This is a genomic window from Thermaerobacter litoralis, assembly GCF_054654595.1.
The window spans coordinates 17,379-35,239 of record NZ_BAAIES010000010.1; the positions used below are offsets into that span (position 1 = coordinate 17,379).

Sequence of the window (17,861 nt, forward strand, 5' to 3'; positions counted from 1 at the left end):
GCCGCATGGTGCCCACAGGTGGGTGGGAGGGCGCGTCGCGGGAGGGCGGTCCGGTAGAGGAGGAGGCGCGCCCGTCGGTTCGGGTTGCCGTCCACGGGTTGTGGTCCACGGGTTGCAGGATTCGTGGCCCGATTTGAAAAGGATAGGGGCCATACCCTTACCGGGTATGGCCCCCCTTCGCCTTGTGTGGTGCGGCTTTCTTCGGTGCGCCGTGGAGGATTTGAACCCCCGACCTGCTGATCCGTAGTCAGCCGCTCTATCCGGACTGAGCTAACGGCGCACGACTGCTTTGGCGCACAGCGGAAGGGGAGGGATTCGAACCCTCGGAGGAGCTTTAAAGGCCCCTCAACCGCTTAGCAGGCGGCTCCTTTCGACCTCTCAGGCACCCTTCCCGGCGACAGCCCCAATGTTAGCACAGGCGCGCGGGCGGTGCAACCCGACGGCCCCTCTCCCGCCGCGGCGGCGGCCCTTCCCGCCGGACCGGGCCAGCAGCGCTGGCCGGGGGCCGCGCGGGCCGCCTCCCTGGAGCCCGCCCGCGGTTCTCGCCCCGGCGACCGGGGTGCGCCGCGGCCCGACGGGCCCGATGAGCCAGGCTCTTCCGGCCGGGGCGCGGGGCCTGGCCCGGGCGCGGGACCCGGCCGGGGCGTGAAGCCCGGCCCGGGCGCGGGGCCCGGTCCCGACCCGGGCGGATCCCGTCCTTGAGGCGTGGATGGGTCACGGCCCGCGGCCCGTCCCGCGGCCCGTCCGGTCACGACCCCGTGCCCGGCGGCCGTCCCGGGCGCGCCCGGCGGCTTGGAAAGACCGGTCCGCGTGGCGCTCATGGCCGCCCGGCCGCCCGCGTAGGGTGAACACGGAACGGAGGCGAGGACCTTGGAGCCCCCGAACCCCTATGTGGCGGGCATGGCCCTGACCCGCCTGCTCTCCGGCAGCCTGGAGGTGCTGGCCGCCGTCCTGATCTGGCGCTACGGCCGGGTCGACCGCGCCCTTGAGATCAACGCGCTCCTGGCCGGCGCGGGCCCGCTGGCCATGATGCTGGCCACGGCCATCGGCCTGGCCGGGCTCGCCGGCTCCCTGCCGCCGCTGAAGCTGGGCCTCATCCTGGGCGGCGTCGCCTTGATCCTGATCGGCACCCGCGTCGGCTAAGACGGCGCGCCTGCGGAAGGGGTGGGATTCGAACCCACGGTGGGCCCGCGGCCCACTGCGGTTTTCAAGACCGCCGCGTTCAACCACTCCGCCACCCTTCCGGACACCATGAATTGTACCACGGGCCGTCACGGCCGCAGGACGTCGATCCCCACGTAGGGCCGGAGCGCCTCGGGGATGACGACGCTGCCGTCCTCCTGCTGGTAGTTCTCCAGCAGGGCGGCCAGGGTGCGGCCGACGGCCAGGCCCGAGCCGTTGAGGGTGTGGACGAACTGGGGCCGCGCGCCCGGTTCGGGCCGGAAGCGGATGTTGGCCCGGCGCGCCTGGTAGTCCCGGTAGTTGCTGCACGAGGAGATCTCCACGTAGCGGCCGTAGCTGGGCATCCAGACCTCCAGGTCGTACTGCTTGGCCTGGGCGAAGCCCATGTCCCCCGTGCAGATCAGGACGACCCGGTACGGAAGGCCCAGCCGCTGCAGCACGGCCTCGGCGTCGGCCACCAGCTTCTCGTGCTCCTCCGCCGAACGGTCGGGATGGACGAACTTGACCATCTCCACCTTGTCGAACTGGTGCTGCCGGATCAACCCGCGGGTGTCGCGGCCGGCCGAGCCGGCCTCCGCCCGGAAGCAGGGCGTGTACGCCACGTGGTAGATGGGCAGCTGCGCCCCATCCAGGATCTCGTCCCGGTACAGGTTGGTCACCGGTACCTCGGCCGTCGGCACCAGGAAGAACTCGGTGTCGGCGACGCGAAAGGCGTCCTCTTCGAACTTGGGCAGCTGGCCGGTGCCGACCATGCTCTGGCGGTGGACCAGGAAGGGCGGCAGCACCTCGGTGTAACCGTGCTCCCGGGTGTGCAGGTCCAGCATCAGCTGGATGAGACCGCGCACCAGCCGCGCACCGTGGTCGCGGAACACCGTGAAGCGCGCGCCGGTGATCTTGGCGGCCCGCTCGAAGTCCAGGATGCCCAGGGCCGGCCCCAGATCCCAGTGGGCCTTGGGCTCGAAGGCGAATGGCGGCGGTGAGCCCCAGCGCCGGACCTCCACGTTGTCCTCGGCGTCGTCGCCGTCGGGCACCTCCGGGTCGGGGATCATGGGCAGGCGCAGCAGCCGGTCCTGGATCTCCTGTTCCAACCGGCGCACCTGCTCCTCCAGCTCCTTAATGGTGTCACCGACCTGGCGCATGGCGGCGATGAGCTCCGACGCGTCGGCGCCTTCCCGGCGCAGGCGGCCGATGGTCTCCGACGTCTCGTTCCGCCGGGCGCGCAGCTCCTCCAGCCGTTGGAGGTGCTCCCGCCAGCGGGCGTCGGCCTCAAGGAGCGCATCCAGGTCGGCCTCGTCCAGCCGCCGGCGGCGCAAGGCCTCCCGCACCACCTCGGGATGTTGTCGGACGAAACGAAGATCCAGCAACGAGCGATCCCCCTTCGCTCCCCCATGGGCGTCCGCAACCGGTCCGTTTCCCGCCCGGCGGCCGCGCCGGCGCCCCGCCCCGGACCGCGGTCCCCAGCGGCCTGCCCCGCCGCGCCCGGCGCCTCGCCTCAGCTCAGGCGCGCCCGCGCCGCCCACAGGGCATCGGTGCCCGGCGGCTGCAGCTCGGCCTCCCGGCCGCCGGGGTCGACCTGCCGCAGCCGGCCGTCGGCCGTCACCCGGCCGATGACCGCCGCCGGGATGCCCGCTTCCTCCCAGGCCGCCCGCAGGCCGGCCGCCGTATCGGGCGGGGCGGCCACCAGGAGGGCCCCCGAGCCGATCAGCTGCAACGGATCGATGCCTGCCGCGGCGCAGATGGCCCGGGTCTCCTCCCGCACGGGGATGGCGGCGGCCTCGACCACGGCGCCGACCGTCTCGCCGCCCAGGCGGCGGGCGGCCGCGATCATCTCCCAGACGGCCCCCAGGACGCCGCCTTCGGTGACGTCGTGCATGGCATGGGCACCTCGCCGGGCGGCCACCCGGGCCTCGGGCACGATGCTCAGCCAGCGGCCCAGGCCCGCCGCCGCGTCCAGCAGCGCCGCGGCCACCCCCCGGTCTAGCAGGGCCTGGCGACAGTCGGTGGCCAGGATGGCCGTCCCTTCCAGCCCGGCCCATTTGGTCAGCAGGAGCAGGTCGCCCGGCCGGGCGCCGCCGCTGGGCAGCACGCCCCCCGCCGGTGCGCGCCCCAGGGCCGTGGCCACCACCAGCGGCTGGCCCAGGCCGGGCGTCACCTCGGTGTGGCCGCCGGCGATCTGGCAGCCGACCTCCCGGGCGGCGGCGTGGGCGCCGGCCATCAGGTCCTCCAGGACCGCCGCCGGCGAGCCGGGCGGCAGCAGGATCGTCAGCAGGACGGCTACCGGTTCGGCCCCCGTGGCCGCCACGTCGTTGCAGTTGACGTGGACGGCCAGCCAGCCGGCATGGTGGCCCGCGCCGGTGATGGGGTCGCTGGCCGCCACGCAGAGATCGCCGCCCAGATCCAGGGCGGCGGCATCCTCCCCGGGGGCGGCGGCCAACACCACCTCCCGGCGCTGGACGCCGGTCCGCGGGAGGACCAGGCGCTCCAGCAAATCGGGCGGCAGCTTGCCCTCCGGCAACGGGCCGGCGGCTTCCCGCCCCGGGCCCGCCGCGTCCGGCCGGCGGGCCGGTTCGTCCCCACCGGTTGCGGCCCCTGCGGCCCCGGCCGGTGGCTCGGGCGTGGCCGGCCGGCCTGCCTTCCCTGCCTGCGGCTCCATCGCCTCTCCCCCACCTCCGCCGATCGGGCCCCGGTCGGTGCGGCGGACCGGCGGCGGCGATTGGCCCACGGCACCCACGCGACGGGCGGGTAGCAGCCGCCGGCCGGCGACCCGCCCGGCCTGGCGGCGCACGGCCGCTTCCCAGCGTGCAGTGGCGGCCCGCCCCGCGCGCCCCGTCAGTCGCCCTTCTGGGCGACCGTCGCCACCGCCGACACCCGGTCGCCGGGCTCGAGGCGCATCACCGTGACCCCTTGGGCCGCCCGCCCCTGGACGGAGACCTGGTCGACGGGAACGCGCAGGACGATGCCGCCCTGGGAGATCAACATGACCTCCTCGCCGGGCCGCACCACCTCAAAGCCGGCCACCTGGCCGTTGCGCGCCGTCAGGCTGATGGCCCGGATCCCCTTGCCGCCCCGCCCCTGGGCCCGGAACTCGCGGATCGGCGTCCGCTTGCCGAAGCCCCGGTCGGTGATCACCAGCAGGTGGGCCTCGTCATCGGCCACCTCCATGCCGACCACCTCGTCGCCCTCGTCCAGGCGGATGCCGATGACGCCGCGGGCTGCGCGGCCCATGGTCCGGACCTCGGCCACGGGGAAGCGGATGGCCTGGCCCTGGCGGGTGACCAGCAGCACGTCGCCACGGCCGTCGGTCAGTTCCACCGCGACCAGCTCGTCGCCGGGATCCAGGGCCAGGGCGATCAGGCCGCCGCGGCGGATGTGGCTGAACTCCGCCAGGGCCGTCCGCTTGACCACCCCGCGCCGCGTGCACATGAGCAGATCCCGGTCCTCGCCGAAGTCCCGCACCGGGATGACGGCGGTGACCTGTTCGTCCCGGTCGATCTCGATCAGGTTGACCACGGCCGTCCCCCGGGCGGTGCGGCTGGCCTCGGGCACCTCGTGGACCCGGCGGTGGTAGACCTTGCCCCGGTTGGTGAAGAACAGCAGGTTCTCGTGGGTGGTGGCGATGAACAGCTGGGAGACGAAGTCCTCCTCCCGGGTCTGGATGCCCGTCACGCCCCGCCCGCCCCGGCGCTGGCTGCGGTAGGTGTCCACCGGCAGGCGCTTGATATAGCCCCGGTGGGTCAGGGTGATGACCACATCCTCCTCGGCGATCAGGTCCTCCACCTCGAACTCCGCGGCCCCGGCCACGATCTTGGTCCGCCGGTCGTCGCCGAAACGGTCGCGGATCTCGCCCAGCTCCTGCTTGATGATGTCCAGCACCATCTTCTCGGAGTTCAGGACCGCCCGCAGGTATTCGATCTCCTTGAGCAGCTCCTGGTACTCCTCCTCCACCTTCTCCCGCTCTAGACCAGTCAGCCGCTGCAGGCGCATGTCCAGGATCGCCTGGGCCTGCTTCTCCGTCAGGTTGAAGTTCTGCATCAGCCCGGTGCGGGCCTCGTCCACGGTGCGGGACTGGCGGATCAGGGTGATGACGGCGTCAATGTGGTCCAGGGCGATGCGCAGGCCCTCCAGGATGTGGGCGCGGGCCTCCGCCTTCTCCAGGTCGTGCCGCGTCCGCCGCAGGATCACGTCCTTCTGGTGGTCGATGTAGTGGCGCAGCAGCTGCTTCAGGGTGAGGACCCGCGGCTGGCCGTCGACCAGCGCCAGCAGGATGATGCCGTAGCTGACCTGCATGGGGGTGAACTTGTAGAGCTGGTTGAGGATCACGTTGGGGTTGGCGCCCCGGGCCAGCTCCACCACCACCCGCAGCCCCGAACGGTCCGTCTCGTCGCGCAGGTCGGTGATGCCCTCGATCCGCCGCTCCTGGACCAGCTCGGCGATCTTCTCGATGATCTTGCTCTTGGTCACCTCGTAGGGGATCTCGGTGATGACGATGCGCGCCTTGCCGCTGGCCGCCGTCTCGATCTGGGCATGGGCCCGGATGGTGATGATGCCCCGGCCGGTGGTGTAGGCCTGCCGGATCCCCTCCCGCCCGACGATGATGCCGCCCGTGGGGAAGTCCGGGCCCTTGATCACCTTCATCAGGTCACGGTCGCTGGCGTCGGGGTGGTCGATCAGGTGGATGACGCCGTCGATGGCCTCCCGCAGGTTGTGGGGCGGGATGTTGGTCGCCATGCCCACGGCGATGCCCGCTGCCCCGTTGACCAGCAGGTTGGGGAAGCGGGCCGGCAGGACCGCCGGCTCCTGTTCCGTCTCGTCGAAGTTGGGGACGAAGTCCACCGTGTCCTTGTCCAGGTCGCGCATGAGCTCCATGGCCAGGGGGCTCAGGCGCGCCTCGGTGTAGCGCATGGCCGCCGGCGGGTCGCCGTCGATGGAGCCGAAGTTGCCGTGCCCCTCGATCAGCGGGTAGCGCATGGAGAAGTCCTGGGCCATGCGCACCAGGGCGTCGTAGACCGCGGCGTCGCCGTGGGGATGGTACTTGCCCAGCACGTCACCCACGGTGCGGGCGGACTTCTTGAAGGGCTTGTCGGGGGTGTTGCCCCCTTCCCGCATGGCGTACAGGATCCGCCGGTGAACCGGCTTGAGCCCGTCCCGCACGTCGGGCAAGGCCCGGTTCACGATGACGCTCATGGCGTAATCGATGTAGGACTGCTTCATCTCCTCCTCGATGTCGATGGGGAGGATCTTGCCGTGGGTATACTCAGCCATCGCGTCGCTCCTCGTCCTCCGTGCTCCGTGCCGGGCGCGGGCCCTCCGGCCCCGGCGGCCCCTGGGCTCGCCCGGCGGGGGCGCCCGCGGGTGTGGCCCGGGGCGGGGCCGGTTCGTCCGCCGCTGGCGTTCAGCCGATGGTGTCCAGGAACCGGACCTTGCGCGCGTGCTGCTCGATGAACTCCCGCCGCGGCTCGACCCGGCTGCCCATCAGGATGGAGAAGATCTGGTCGGCCGCCATGGCGTCCTCCAGGGTGACCTGAAGCAGCGTCCGGGTCTCGGGGTTCATCGTCGTCTCCCACAGCTGTTCGGCGTTCATCTCGCCCAGACCCTTGAAGCGCTGGGCCGGCATCCGCTTGCCGATCTGGCGGAAGAACGCCTCCAGCTGCTCGTCGTCGTAGAAATAGTGTTCCTCCTTGCCCTGCCGGACCAGATACAGGGGCGGCTGGGCGATGTACACGTAACCCGCCTCGATCAGCGGTCGCATGTACCGGAAGAAGAAGGTCAGCAGCAGGGTGCGGATGTGGGCCCCGTCCACGTCGGCATCGGTCATCAGGATGATCTTGTGGTAGCGAGCCCGGTGGATGTCGAACTCGTCGCCGATGCCGGTGCCGATGGCGGTGATCAGGGCGCGGATCTCGTCGTGGGCCAGGATCTTATCCAGCCGCGCCTTCTCCACGTTCAGAATCTTGCCCCGCAGGGGCAGGACCGCCTGGAACCGCCGGTCCCGGCCCTGCTTGGCCGACCCGCCGGCCGAGTCGCCCTCGACGATGAACAGCTCGGCCATCGCCGGATCGCGAACCGTACAGTCGGTGAGCTTGCCCGGCAGGGCGGTGACCTCCAGGGCCGACTTGCGCCGGGTCAGTTCCCGGGCCTTGCGGGCCGCCTCCCGGGCGCGCATGGCGGTGACGGCCTTCTCGACGACGCGCCGCGCCACCTGGGGGTTCTCCTCGAAGTAGGTGGCCAGGGCCTCGCCGGTGACCGAGTCGACCACGCCCCGGACCTCCGAGTTACCCAGCTTGGTCTTGGTCTGGCCCTCGAACTGGGGCTCGGGCAGCTTGACGCTGATCACCGCCGTCAGACCCTCGCGGATGTCGTCGCCGGCCAGGTTCTCGTCGCCGTTCTTGAGCAGGTTGGCCTTGCGGGCGTAGTCGTTGACGACCCGGGTCAGGGCCATCTTGAACCCGGCCTCGTGGGTGCCGCCCTCGTGGGTGTGGATCGTGTTGGCGAAGGAATACAGCGTCTCGACGTAGGAGGTGGTCCACTGCAGGGCCATCTCCACCTCGACGCCGTCCCGCTCGGCCTTGTAGCTGATGGGTTCGGGGTGCAGCGGCTCCTTGGTCCGGTTGAGCAGGGCGACGAAGGACCGGAGCCCGCCCATGAACTGGAACAGGTTCCGCTCGCCGGTGCGCTCGTCCCGCAGCTCGATGAACAGGCCGGAATTCAGCAGGGCGATCTCCCGCAACCGGCCGACCACCACGTCGTACTTGAACTCGGTCTCCTCGAAGATCTCGGGATCGGGCTTGAACCGGACGTAGGTGCCCGTGTCGTCGGCGGCGGTGGTCCCCACCACCTCCAGGCCCGTCTCGGGCTGGCCGCGGCGGTAGCGCTGGCGGTGGATCCGGCCCTCCCGGCGGACCTCCACCTCCAGCCACTCGGACAGGGCGTTGACCACCGACACGCCCACGCCGTGGAGGCCGCCGGAGACCTTGTAGGCCTGGCCGTCGAACTTGCCGCCGGCGTGGAGCATGGTCAGGACGACTTCCACCGTCGGCTTGCCGACCTTGGGGTGGATCCCCACCGGGATGCCGCCGCCGTTGTCGCGCACGCTGCAGCTGCCGTCGGCGTGGAGCGTGACGGTGATGGCCGTGCACCGGCCGGCCAGGGCCTCATCGACGGCGTTGTCCACCACCTCCCAGATCAGGTGGTGGAGACCCCGCGGCCCCGTCGAGCCGATGTACATGCCCGGCCGGCGCCGGACGGCCTCCAGGCCCTCCAGGACCTGAATCTGGCTCTCGTCGTAACCCGTGCGCGCCACGCCCAAGCCTCCTCGTCGCCGGTGGGGATAGAAGGAATTGGAAGAACCCGCGCTCCCGCCAGCGGACCGGCCGCCACCCAAGACCCCGGCTGCCCCTGCCGCGCCGGGAGCCGGCCGCCGGGCCGGGTCTTCCAGCGGGTAGACACGGCGTTGATTATACCATGAACACCCTGGCCGCCCGGGAAACGGCTGCCAGGGTCAACCGCCGGTTTCCGCTGGCCCCCGGCCGGGCTCCCTCAGGAGGGCGGCGGCTCCTCCAGGAAGGCAGCGCCCCGCCGCCGCAGGGTCAGCACCGAGATGGGCGAGAGGAACACGCCCCGATCGGCCACCACGATGGAGCGGGGTTGCCCGGCCGACAGGTCGGTGACCCGCTTCTCCAGCTGCTGGAGGGCGATCAGGTCCCGCAGGGCCGCCGAGTGGCGCAACAGCCCGGCGTCCAGGATGGCGACAATCTCCCGGTACGGCAAGATCACGTCCGAACCGATGTGGAGGAACACGGCCGACCCCCCGACTTTAAGGTACCGCACCCGGCGGGCCGAAACAGGCGTCCCACAGCGGCTGCAGCCGGCTCCCCACGGCTTCCCGGGCCGTGGTGGGGTCGAGCTCCCCCGGCTCCCGCCCCGTCCGCAGCAAGGCATAGCGCAACAGCAAGGAGCGGGCCTCCGGGGGCAAGGGGTCCCCCCTTCGCCACCGGGCGGCCCAAAAGCGCAGGCGGGCTCGCCACTGGTCCTGCAGCGTCGCCCGTTCCTCCCGGTACAGGCGGGCGACCGCCGCCGGCGGGCGGCCCGTGGCCGCGGCCACCTGAAGGCAGGAGAGCCAGGGGTCCCGCTCCAGCAGGCTGCGGACCCGCTGGCGCAGCTGCTCTTCGGCCGCGGCCCGGCACGCCGGGCAAAGCCCTCCCTGCCCGGCGGAGGCGGAGGAACCGGCCACCAGCCCCGCCCGCCGGCCCGCCGGCGGTTGAAGGCCACCGGACCCCGGCGGCTCCGGCTGGAGCAGCCGGGTCGGGGCACCGGCCCCACGGGGTCCAGGCTCAGGGCGGCCGGCGGCGGCCTGCCCCGACGGCTCGGATACGGCGTCCTCGGCCGGAACCGGGGGATAGAGGGTTCCGCACCCGGCGCAGGGCTTCCAGCCCCGCTCCAGGGCCCACCGCCGGCGCCGCCGGGCGGCGGCCTGCCACCGGGCCAGGGCCGCCCGCAGGTCGGGGTCGCCTCCGGATCCCGCCGGGAGGCCGGCAGGCTTGGCCTCAAGCCGGGACGCTCGGCCCCCGGATCCGGCGGCGACGGGCGCGCCGGCGCCGGTTCCCCCCGGCGCGGGCGGGGCGGCCCGCATCGCCACCGCCTCCGTGGCCCCGGCGGCCGGCCCTTCGAGGCCGACGGCGCCGCCGCCCGCCGGTCGAGTCCCCGCGGGGGTACCGCCCAACGCCGGTTTCCCCTGGTGCCGCCCCGCGGTACCACCCCGGCGCGGCCCGGCGGTGAAGCGGATGTCCCGCACCACGGGAGCGCCGGTGGCGGCGTTGAGATCGGCGAGGATCTTCCCCTTGAGGAAGGCCAGTTCCTGGGCCCAGCCGGGATGGCTGACCGCCACCCAGAGCACGTCGCCGGAAAGCCGGTACGGGCGGGCCCGTGCGGCAATGACGGGACCGACCACCTGGGGCCACCGCAGCAGCACGGCATGACGCTTGGCCTGGGTCGCCAGGCCCAGGCGCTGGAGCAGGACCTCCAGCACGGGGCCCAGGGCCTGGGCGGCCTTGCCCGCCCCGGGTTTCGCGGTGGCCGGGTCGCGGTGTTTTGGCCGGTCCCGGGCGCCGCTCGCCGCCGTCGTGGTGGCCGGGCCCGTCCGGGGCGCAGCGGCCGAGCCGGCCGGGGCCAAGGCCCAGCCGGCGGCACGGGCCCCACCCTCCCGGCCGCCCCGCGGGCGCCGGGCCGGTTCGTCCCCGGCCGGGCCGGATCGCCAGGCCTCGGCCTGTCCTGCGTCCTCGCCCCTCACGGGTGGACCTCCTCCAGGGGCAGCCGGATGACCCGGGCCGCCACGCCCTCCGGCCACTCTGGTTCGTCGGTGGCCGTCAGGATCACCTGAGGCAGCGGGGCCACGGCCTGGAGCAGGTGCCGCCGGCGCCGGGCGTCCAGCTCCGAGAGGACGTCGTCCAGCAGCAGCACGGGCCAGTGTCCCAGCCGGGCCCGGATCAGGTCGACCTCGGCCAGGGTCAGGGCCAGGGCCAGGGCCCGCTGCTGCCCCTGGGAGGCGAAGGCCCGGGCCTCCTGGCCATCCAGGCACAGGCTGAAGTCGTCCCGCTGGGGACCCCAGAGGGTGACGCCCCGGGCCACCTCGTCCGGGTGGAAGGCTTCCAGGTCCGCCGGTGAGGCGGCCTCCACCGGCGCCCCGGCGAGCGGCGGGTCGCCGGTCCGGTAGGCCAGCTGCAGCTCCCCCGGACCCAGCGCGCCGCCCGCCTCTACCCGGCGGGCGGCGGCCGCGGCCCGGGGGGCCAGTTCGTCCAGCAACCGGCGGCGCCGCTGGCGCACTTCCTGCCCGTGCCGGTACAGGGGCTCGTCCCAGATGGCCAGCAGGGCCGGCGACGCCCGGCCGGCGCGGATCTCCCGCAGCAACTGGTTGCGCTGGACCAGGGCGCGCTGGTAGTCCTGCAGCAGCTGCCCGTAGCCCGGTTCCACCTGGAGGAGCAGGTCGTCGAGGAAGGCCCGCCGGGTGCCGGGTCCGGCCTTGACCAGGGCCAGGCTCTCGGGCGCGAAGTAGACCACCGGCAGGGCCCCGTGGAGGTCGGCCAGCCGGTGGCGCTTGCGCCCGTCCAGCCGCAGGGCCTTGCCCTGCTGGCGATGAACGGCCATCTCCACCTGCCGCCGGCCCGCCACCGGGTCGCTCCACTCCACCCTCACGTAGGCCAGTGGGGCGCCATGGCGGATCAGGTCCGCATCCCGGGCCGTGCGCGGCGACCGGCCGGTGGCGGCGAAGTGGATCGCCTCCAGCAGGTTCGTCTTGCCGATGCCGTTGGGGCCGGTGAGCAGCACCAGGCCGGGCTCCAGGTCCAGGGTGGCCTGCTCGTAGCTGCGGAACTGTCGCAACACCACCCGGTGGACGACCACGACCTTCCCTCCCGGGCCGCGCCGGCGGCCCCGCCCGGCACGATGGCTTGCCGGCGCCCCGCACCGCCCAGGCCCCGCGCCGCCGAAGGGCCCGGGGCTTCCCCAAGCGAGGCGGCCGGACCGGCCTTACGAGATCTTGACCGGCAACACGATGTAGAAGAAGTCGTCGGCCCCCAGGCCCCGCAAGCGGCTGGCCTTGAGGGGATCGGTCAGCTCGAACAGGACCTCCTCGGTCTCCACGGCCTTGAGCCCGTCCACCAGGTAACGGGCGTTGAAGCCGATGGTCATCCCCTCGCCCTCCACCTGGGCCGGAACCTCTTCCCGGGCCTCGCCCAGCTCGGGATCGCTGGCCGTCACCACCAGGCGTCCCGGTTCCACCGACAGGCGGATGAGCCAGCGGGCCGCCTGGCGCGTGTCCGACATCAAGGCCGCCCGCTCGCACGCCTCCTGGAAGGCGCGGGTGGGAAGCTGGACGCGGGTCGGGTACTGGGACGGAACCAGGTCCAGGACCCGCGGGTAGGTCCCCTCCAGCAGGCGCGAGATCAGCCGCACCTCCCCCAGCTGGAAGCCCGCCTGGGTCTCGTCCAGGATGAGCCGCCCGATGCCGTCGTCCGGCAAAAGCCGCGCCACCTCGGCCAGGCTGCGGCCCGGGATCACCACGTCCACGGGCTGGCCCTCCACCGGGCGCTCCAGCTGGACGCGGCAGGCGGCGATGCGGAAGCCGTCGGTGGCCAGGGCCTCCAGCCGGTCGCCTTCGACCCGGAAGCTGACGCCGGTCAGGATCGGCCGGGCGTCGTCGGCGGAAACGGCGAAGGTGGTTCGGCGCAGCACGTTGCGCAGCTGCCCGTTGTCGAAGAGGACCGTGCTGCCCGCGCTCACCCGCGGCACGGCGGGGAAGGCGCCCGGATCCATGCCGTGGAGGGTGAAGCGGGAACGGTGCTGGAGCAGCCGGGCCCGGAAGCCCGCGTCGACCTCCAGTTCCACCTCGCCCGGGGGCAGCCGGCGGACCAGTTCGGCCAGATGGCGACCCGGCAGGATGACCGAGCCCTCCTCCTGGACGCGGGCAGGCGCCAGGGCCTCGACGGTCATCTCCAGGTCGGTGGCCACCAGGCGCAGCTGTTCCGGTTCGGCCACCAGCAGGATGCCCGAGAGGGCGGCCAGGGTCGAGCGGGTCGCCACGGCCCGGCTGGCCACTTGCAGGGCGGCGTGCAGGTCGCTTTGTTCGATGGTCAGGCGCAAGGTGGCCTTCCTCCTCAGGGATGGAGTCTTCTCTTCGTCGTATCCGTAGTAGGGGCTGTGGGCAGTGTGGAAAAGCCCGGCGCGCCCCGTTGTCGAACGGTGTCGCAGACGGGGATAAACTGTCGACAACCTTCCCCGCCTGTCCACACATTCCCCTGCCGGGCGGGTGCTCCTGCCGGCTTGCCGGCGCCCTTCCCCAGGTCATCCCCAGATCCCGGGCCGGTTGTCCACGCCTTGTGCACACCCGGCGCGGCGGCTCCGCCCCTGGGGGGGCCGCCGCGCCGGGGCGTTCAGCCCTTGCGGATCAGGTCAATCAGCTCCTTGACCTGGCGCGCCAGCTGGGGATCGTTGCGCGAGTCCTGGCTGATCTTCTCGTAAGCGTGGAGCACGGTGGTATGGTCCCGCCCGCCGAACTCCTCGCCGATCCGGGGCAGGGAGGCCTCGGTCAGCTCGCGGCAGAGGTACATGGCCACCTGGCGGGGGAAGGCGATGGCCCGGGTGCGGCGCCGCGCCTTCAGGTCCCGCACCTTGACGCCGTAGTACTCGGCCACCACCTCCTGGATGCGGGCGATGGTGACCTTGTTGGCCCGGGGCGGCGGCAGGATGTCCTTGAGGACTTCCGTCGCCAGCTCCAGGTCGATCTCGTGGTTCGTCAGCGAGGCGAAGGCGACCAGCCGGATCAGGGCCCCCTCCAGCTCGCGGATGTTGGTGTCGATGCGCTCGGCGATGAAGGCGATGACGTCGTCCGGGACGCGAAGCTTCTCCAGTTGCGCCTTCTTGCGCAGGATGGCGACCCGGGTCTCGAAGTCGGGGGGCTGGATGTCGGAGATCAGCCCCCACTCGAAGCGGGAGCGCAGCCGCTCCTCCAGGGTGGGGATCTCCTTGGGCGGCCGGTCGCTGGAGATCACGATCTGGCGGTTCGCCTCGTGCAGGGCGTTGAAGGTGTGGAAGAACTCCTCCTGGGTGCTCTCCTTCCCCGCCAGAAACTGGATGTCATCGACCAGCAGCACGTCCACGTTCCGGTAGCGGTTGCGGAACTCCAGGGTCTTGCCGTCGCGGATGGCGTTGATCATCTCGTTGGTGAAGGTCTCGCAGGAGACGTAGGCCACCCGGCTGCCGTGCTTGCGCAGCACGTGGTGGGCGACGGCCTGCATGAGGTGGGTCTTCCCCAGCCCCACGCCCCCGTAGATGAAAAGGGGGTTGTAGGTCCGGGCCGGCGCCTCGGCCACGGCCAGGGCCGCGGCGTGGGCCAGCCGGTTGCCCGAGCCGGTGACGAAGGTCTCGAAGGTGTACTTCGGATTCAACGGCTGGGACAGGGTCCGCCAGGAAGAACCGGCGTCGGCCGCGGCGCCGGCCGGCGCGGGCGGAGCCAGGGGCGCCTCGGTGGTGGCGGCGACCGGCGCGGCGCCCGCGGCCGGCTGGGGTTCCACCACGACCTCCAGGCGGACGTCATGGCCCACCACCCGCCGCAAGGAGTCGACGATGGCGGTGGAACACCGCTCCAGCACCCAGTCCCGGGCAAACTGGTTGGGGACCGCCAGGACCAGGCGGTCGTCGTCCAGCGATACGGGTCGCGTGTTGCGCAACCAGGCCTCGTAGCTCGGCCGGGTCAGCTGGCGCTCGATGAGCTGGAGCGCCTCGGCCCACACCTCGGCCAGCTCGCCCTTTACCACGGCACGGTCCTCCTAACGCGTGGGTCCGGATTGTGGATAAGTCGGGACGGGCTCGGGCCGCCCGAATGGGCCGCCGGAGGGCCCTCGGCAGCCGCCGCCGGCGGACATGCCCACTGCCTGTCCACGGTTCGTCCACAACCTATCCACAGAGCCCCTAACGCAAAAAGACCCTTCCACCACCCGGTAGGTGGTGGAAGGTCGAAGGTTGTCGGCCCCCTTGCGGCATCCAGGATGGGACGGATTTAGTTCCTCCTCCCCCCGCCGGACTCCTGCCGGCGCAGGGGATCGAGCCGTGCCGGGCCCTGTCGAACTATCAACAGCCTATCCACAGGGTGTGAATAAGAAAGGATGTCAGGTCGCCCGGCCGGCGGGCCACCCCCGGGGCGGCCCCTGCGGCTGCGTGGCTGGAGGCCGGTGCCAAGATGATAGCAGAGCCCCGGCGGCCCCCAGAATCGGGAACGCTTGAGCGAGGGGAAGGCGGTCCGGGGCGCGGCAGCGCGGGCCGCGGCGCCTGTGGCCGTGGGCCGTGGCCGTGGGCGGAAGGGCCCGGTCAGGTGCCGCTACAATGACGCCACGGGGAAGCAAGGGCCGCCGCGAGACGCCCGGTCGCGTTGACACTGCGACCGGCCCGTCGCTATAATGGGCATGCTTTTCGGGCCGCCGGAACGGGCTTGTCGTCTGGTTTCCGGCGGTTTTTGCACGGGCCCGCAGGGTTTGGAAAGCGGGGTGGATGGGGATGAAGCGCACCTTTCAGCCCAACCGGCGACGGCGCCATCGCACCCACGGCTTCCTGGTGCGCATGCGGACCAAGGGCGGTCGCAAGGTGCTGGCGCGGCGGCGCCGCAAGGGGCGCCACCGCCTGACGGTGTGAGGCGAAGCCGGTGTGAGCCTGCCACGGCCGTTGCGCCTCCAACGCGGCGATGCGTTCCGGCAGGTCCGGCGGGAGGGCCGGTCCTGGGCCAACCGTTGGGTGGTGCTCTTCGCCTGGCGGCCGGGCGGGCAGGCCGATGCGGAACCGGCCCGGGTCGGCATCACGGTGGGGCGCCGCCTCGGCAAGGCGGTGCGGCGCAACCGGGTGCGCCGCGTCCTGGCCGAGGCCTACCGCCACCTGGCGCCGCGGGTCGCCGGCGGATGGTGGCTCGTCGTGGTCGCCCGGGAGGCGTCGGCGGGCATCGATTACCCGACGGCGGTTCGCGCCCTTGAAGACGTCCTGCGGAAGGCACGGATCCTGAGGCCCCCTTCGCCAGGGGGCCTTCACGATGCCGGCGATCCCCGCCCGTTCCCGGAGGGCGGGCCCCCGGGCGGATCCCCCGGGGCCCGGCCGGTCATCGCGGGAAGGCCGGCTGGCGGTGTCCTGGCGCCGGATCGTCCGGTGCGGGGGCGGGGAGGCGGCGCCCACGCGCCGTCCCGGCGGGAAGCGGGCGACGGCGCGGAACCAGGGGGGCGGGAGCGGTGTTGACCCAGGCCGTCCTGCTCGTGCTCCGGTTCTACCGGCGGTGGATCTCGCCGCTCAAGCCGCCCTCGTGCCGCTACACGCCCACGTGTTCCGCCTATGCCGTGGAGGCGGTCCTGCGGTATGGCGCCCTGCGGGGCGGGTGGCTGGCGGTGCGGCGGGTGCTGCGGTGCCATCCCTGGGCCCGCGGGGGCTACGATCCGGTCCCGTGAAGGGTCCTCCGGGCGCGGGTGGCCGGTCGGACGGGCGTCGGACGGGAGGGCGCCGGCCGGCGGGACGTGGGGCGGGCCGCGCCGGGGGCGCGGGGGCTGCTGGCGCGGCCGGGCGTCGGTCGGGCTGCTCTAGGGCCGCAGGGGCTCCTGGGGCAGCCGGACGTCGGTCGGGCGGCACTAGGGCCGCAGGGGCTCCTGCGGCGGCCGGTGGGCAAGGATTCAGGATACCCGTGGTCGAATTGGCAAAAGATTGTGAGAAGACCGCGGCCCGCGTGGCGCCAGGCTGCGGGGATCCCGTCGCGGCCGGCCCAGGGACGGCAGAAGGAGGCGCCCCGGTTTGAGTCAGCTTTGGCAATGGTTCGTCGCCGTGATCGAACGGGGCCTGGAGTGGAGCCGGGCGGCCACCGGGAGTGCCGGGCTCTCCATCATCCTGTTCACGGTGCTGGTGCGGCTGGTGCTCTTGCCCCTGACCTTCTCCCAGATGCGCTCCATGCAGCGCATGCAGGCGCTGCAGCCCGAGGTGGAGCGCATCCAGAAGAAGTACAAGAACAACCCGCAAAAGGCCAACGAGGCCATCATGAAGCTGTGGCGGGAGAACAACGTCAATCCCGCCTCCGGGTGCCTGCCGCTGCTGATCCAGTTCCCGATCCTGTACGCCCTGTTCCTCGCCTTGCGGACCTTCAGCAGCGGGTCGTTCCTGTGGATCCCGGACTTGCGGCACCCCGATCCCTTCTTCGTCCTGCCGATCCTGGCCGGCGTCACCACGTACTTTCAAATGAAGACCTCCATGACGACGGCCCAGCCCCAGCAGCGCACCATGCTGATCCTGATGCCGGCGATGTTGACCTTCTTCGCCTGGAGCTTCCCGGCGGGCCTGGCGCTGTACTGGGTGACCAGCAACCTGTTCTCCATCGTCCAGCAGGTGTTGATGAACCGGCAGCCGGCACCGGCACCGGCGGGAAAGGGGAAGGCGGGGCATGAGCGCGGCGTTTCATGAGACCCCGGGCGCCGGGCCCTGGATCGAAGCCCGGGGGCGGACGGTGGACGAGGCGCTGGACGCCGCGGCGCGCCAGCTGGGGGTGGCGCGGGATCAGCTGGAGGCGCGGGTCGTGGCTGAGCCCTCGCGCGGGTTCCTGGGGCTGGTGGGGCAGCGGGACGCCGTGGTCCAGGCGCGGGTGCGGCCCACCAAGGCGCGTTTCGCCGCGGCCTTTTTGGAGGAACTGGCCCGGGCGGCAGGTCTCAGCGCCCAGGTCCAGGTGGAAGAGCAGCCCGACCACATCCTGGCCCGGGTGGAGGGCGGTCCGGAACTGGGCGCGCTGATCGGCCGGCACGGAGTCGCCCTGGAGGCGTTGCAGTACCTGGTCAACGTGGCCGCGACCCGGGTCAGCGACGAGCGGCGCCGGGTGATCCTGGACGTGGCGGGTTATCGCGAACGCCGCCGCCAGTCCCTGGAGCGACTGGCGCTGCGGATGGCGGAGCGGGCCCGGCGGAGCCGGCGGCCGGTGGCCCTCGAGCCGATGCCGGCCGCCGAGCGGCGGGTGATCCACCTAGCCCTCCAGAACCATCCTGAGGTGCGAACGGAGAGCACGGGCACGGAACCGTACCGACGGGTCGTCATCGTACCGCGAAGGCCGGGTCGGGGCGGCGGTGTCACGACGACCGGCCGGCCGTGAGGCCGGCCGGCGGTTTTTTCCGCCGGGAAAGCCG

General features: G+C 72.6%; 15 protein-coding genes and 3 tRNA genes. 6 read left to right on the forward strand and 12 right to left on the reverse strand.

Features of this window, described 5'->3' with window-relative positions; all coding sequences use genetic code 11:
* Positions 1-205: 205 nt before the first annotated feature.
* Both ACYQ02_RS10420 and ACYQ02_RS10425 read right to left on the reverse strand, forming a co-directional pair.
* Positions 206-280, reverse strand: a tRNA-Arg gene (locus ACYQ02_RS10420).
* 20 nt (positions 281-300) lie between these two features.
* Positions 301-392 (reverse strand) — tRNA-Ser (locus tag ACYQ02_RS10425).
* A gap of 478 nt (positions 393-870) precedes the next feature.
* On the opposite strand from ACYQ02_RS10425, the gene ACYQ02_RS10430 reads away from it, so the two are divergent.
* Positions 871-1,143 (forward strand): YqhV family protein, encoded by a 273-nt coding sequence (locus ACYQ02_RS10430; RefSeq protein ID WP_460040358.1) that lies wholly within the window; start codon positions 871-873, stop codon positions 1,141-1,143.
* Positions 1,144-1,156: 13 nt separating this feature from the next.
* Here the strand turns inward: ACYQ02_RS10430 and ACYQ02_RS10435 are convergent.
* The 10 genes from ACYQ02_RS10435 to dnaA all read right to left on the reverse strand — a co-directional run bounded on the left by ACYQ02_RS10435 (position 1,157) and on the right by dnaA (position 14,489).
* Positions 1,157-1,244, reverse strand: a tRNA-Ser gene (locus tag ACYQ02_RS10435).
* 27 nt (positions 1,245-1,271) lie between these two features.
* Entirely contained in the window at positions 1,272-2,546 is a 1,275-nt protein-coding gene (gene serS / locus ACYQ02_RS10440; RefSeq protein WP_460040359.1) for a serine--tRNA ligase, read from the reverse strand.
* A 128-nt stretch (positions 2,547-2,674) separates the two neighbouring features.
* Positions 2,675-3,835 (reverse strand): AIR synthase family protein, encoded by a 1,161-nt coding sequence (locus ACYQ02_RS10445; protein ID WP_460040360.1) that lies wholly within the window; start codon positions 3,833-3,835, stop codon positions 2,675-2,677.
* A 176-nt stretch (positions 3,836-4,011) separates the two neighbouring features.
* Positions 4,012-6,444, reverse strand: a complete 2,433-nt coding sequence (gyrA, locus tag ACYQ02_RS10450) for a DNA gyrase subunit A (protein WP_460040361.1) — start codon at positions 6,442-6,444, stop codon at positions 4,012-4,014.
* A 130-nt stretch (positions 6,445-6,574) separates the two neighbouring features.
* Positions 6,575-8,482 carry a DNA topoisomerase (ATP-hydrolyzing) subunit B gene (gene gyrB, locus ACYQ02_RS10455; protein WP_460040362.1) on the reverse strand — a complete coding sequence of 636 codons (1,908 nt, stop codon included), beginning with the start codon at positions 8,480-8,482 and terminating at the stop codon, positions 6,575-6,577.
* Positions 8,483-8,718: 236 nt separating this feature from the next.
* On the reverse strand, positions 8,719-8,979 hold the full coding sequence (remB, locus tag ACYQ02_RS10460; protein WP_460040363.1) for an extracellular matrix regulator RemB: 261 nt from the start codon (positions 8,977-8,979) through the stop codon (positions 8,719-8,721).
* Positions 8,980-8,995: 16 nt separating this feature from the next.
* Positions 8,996-10,468: a DciA family protein gene (locus tag ACYQ02_RS10465; protein WP_460040364.1), complete on the reverse strand. Its 1,473-nt coding sequence runs from the start codon at positions 10,466-10,468 to the stop codon at positions 8,996-8,998.
* Positions 10,465-11,577, reverse strand: a complete 1,113-nt coding sequence (gene recF, locus ACYQ02_RS10470) for a DNA replication/repair protein RecF (RefSeq protein ID WP_460040365.1) — start codon at positions 11,575-11,577, stop codon at positions 10,465-10,467. The genes ACYQ02_RS10465 and recF overlap by 4 nt, the downstream gene beginning before the upstream one ends.
* Before the next feature lie 126 nt (positions 11,578-11,703).
* Entirely contained in the window at positions 11,704-12,816 is a 1,113-nt protein-coding gene (dnaN, locus tag ACYQ02_RS10475; RefSeq protein ID WP_460040366.1) for a DNA polymerase III subunit beta, read from the reverse strand.
* Positions 12,817-13,106: 290 nt separating this feature from the next.
* Positions 13,107-14,489, reverse strand: coding sequence for a chromosomal replication initiator protein DnaA (gene dnaA / locus ACYQ02_RS10480; protein ID WP_460040367.1), 1,383 nt, complete (start codon positions 14,487-14,489; stop codon positions 13,107-13,109).
* Positions 14,490-15,225: 736 nt separating this feature from the next.
* Here dnaA and rpmH point away from each other — a divergent pair.
* The 5 genes from rpmH to jag all read left to right on the forward strand — a co-directional run bounded on the left by rpmH (position 15,226) and on the right by jag (position 17,827).
* Positions 15,226-15,360, forward strand: a complete 135-nt coding sequence (gene rpmH, locus ACYQ02_RS10485) for a 50S ribosomal protein L34 (protein ID WP_460040368.1) — start codon at positions 15,226-15,228, stop codon at positions 15,358-15,360.
* Between the two features lie 12 nt (positions 15,361-15,372).
* Positions 15,373-15,948 (forward strand): ribonuclease P protein component, encoded by a 576-nt coding sequence (gene rnpA / locus ACYQ02_RS10490; RefSeq protein ID WP_460040369.1) that lies wholly within the window; start codon positions 15,373-15,375, stop codon positions 15,946-15,948.
* Positions 15,942-16,154 carry a membrane protein insertion efficiency factor YidD gene (yidD, locus tag ACYQ02_RS10495; RefSeq protein WP_460040370.1) on the forward strand — a complete coding sequence of 71 codons (213 nt, stop codon included), beginning with the start codon at positions 15,942-15,944 and terminating at the stop codon, positions 16,152-16,154. Before rnpA ends, yidD begins: the two co-directional genes overlap by 7 nt.
* 337 nt (positions 16,155-16,491) lie before the next feature.
* Positions 16,492-17,151, forward strand: a complete 660-nt coding sequence (locus tag ACYQ02_RS10500) for a YidC/Oxa1 family membrane protein insertase (protein ID WP_460040371.1) — start codon at positions 16,492-16,494, stop codon at positions 17,149-17,151.
* Positions 17,132-17,827, forward strand: a complete 696-nt coding sequence (jag, locus tag ACYQ02_RS10505) for an RNA-binding cell elongation regulator Jag/EloR (protein ID WP_460040372.1) — start codon at positions 17,132-17,134, stop codon at positions 17,825-17,827. The genes ACYQ02_RS10500 and jag overlap by 20 nt, the downstream gene beginning before the upstream one ends.
* The last annotated feature ends 34 nt before the right edge of the window (positions 17,828-17,861 follow it).

What these genes read in the sequence shown, in the direction of transcription:
- ACYQ02_RS10445 (WP_460040360.1), bottom strand. Translation starts at nt 3,835, where the DNA reads ATGGAGCCGCAGGCAGGGAAGGCAGGCCGGCCGGCCACGCCCGAGCCA.
- gyrA (WP_460040361.1), bottom strand. Translation starts at nt 6,444, where the DNA reads ATGGCTGAGTATACCCACGGCAAGATCCTCCCCATCGACATCGAGGAG.
- jag (WP_460040372.1), top strand. Translation starts at nt 17,132, where the DNA reads ATGAGCGCGGCGTTTCATGAGACCCCGGGCGCCGGGCCCTGGATCGAA.
- rpmH (WP_460040368.1), top strand. Translation starts at nt 15,226, where the DNA reads ATGAAGCGCACCTTTCAGCCCAACCGGCGACGGCGCCATCGCACCCAC.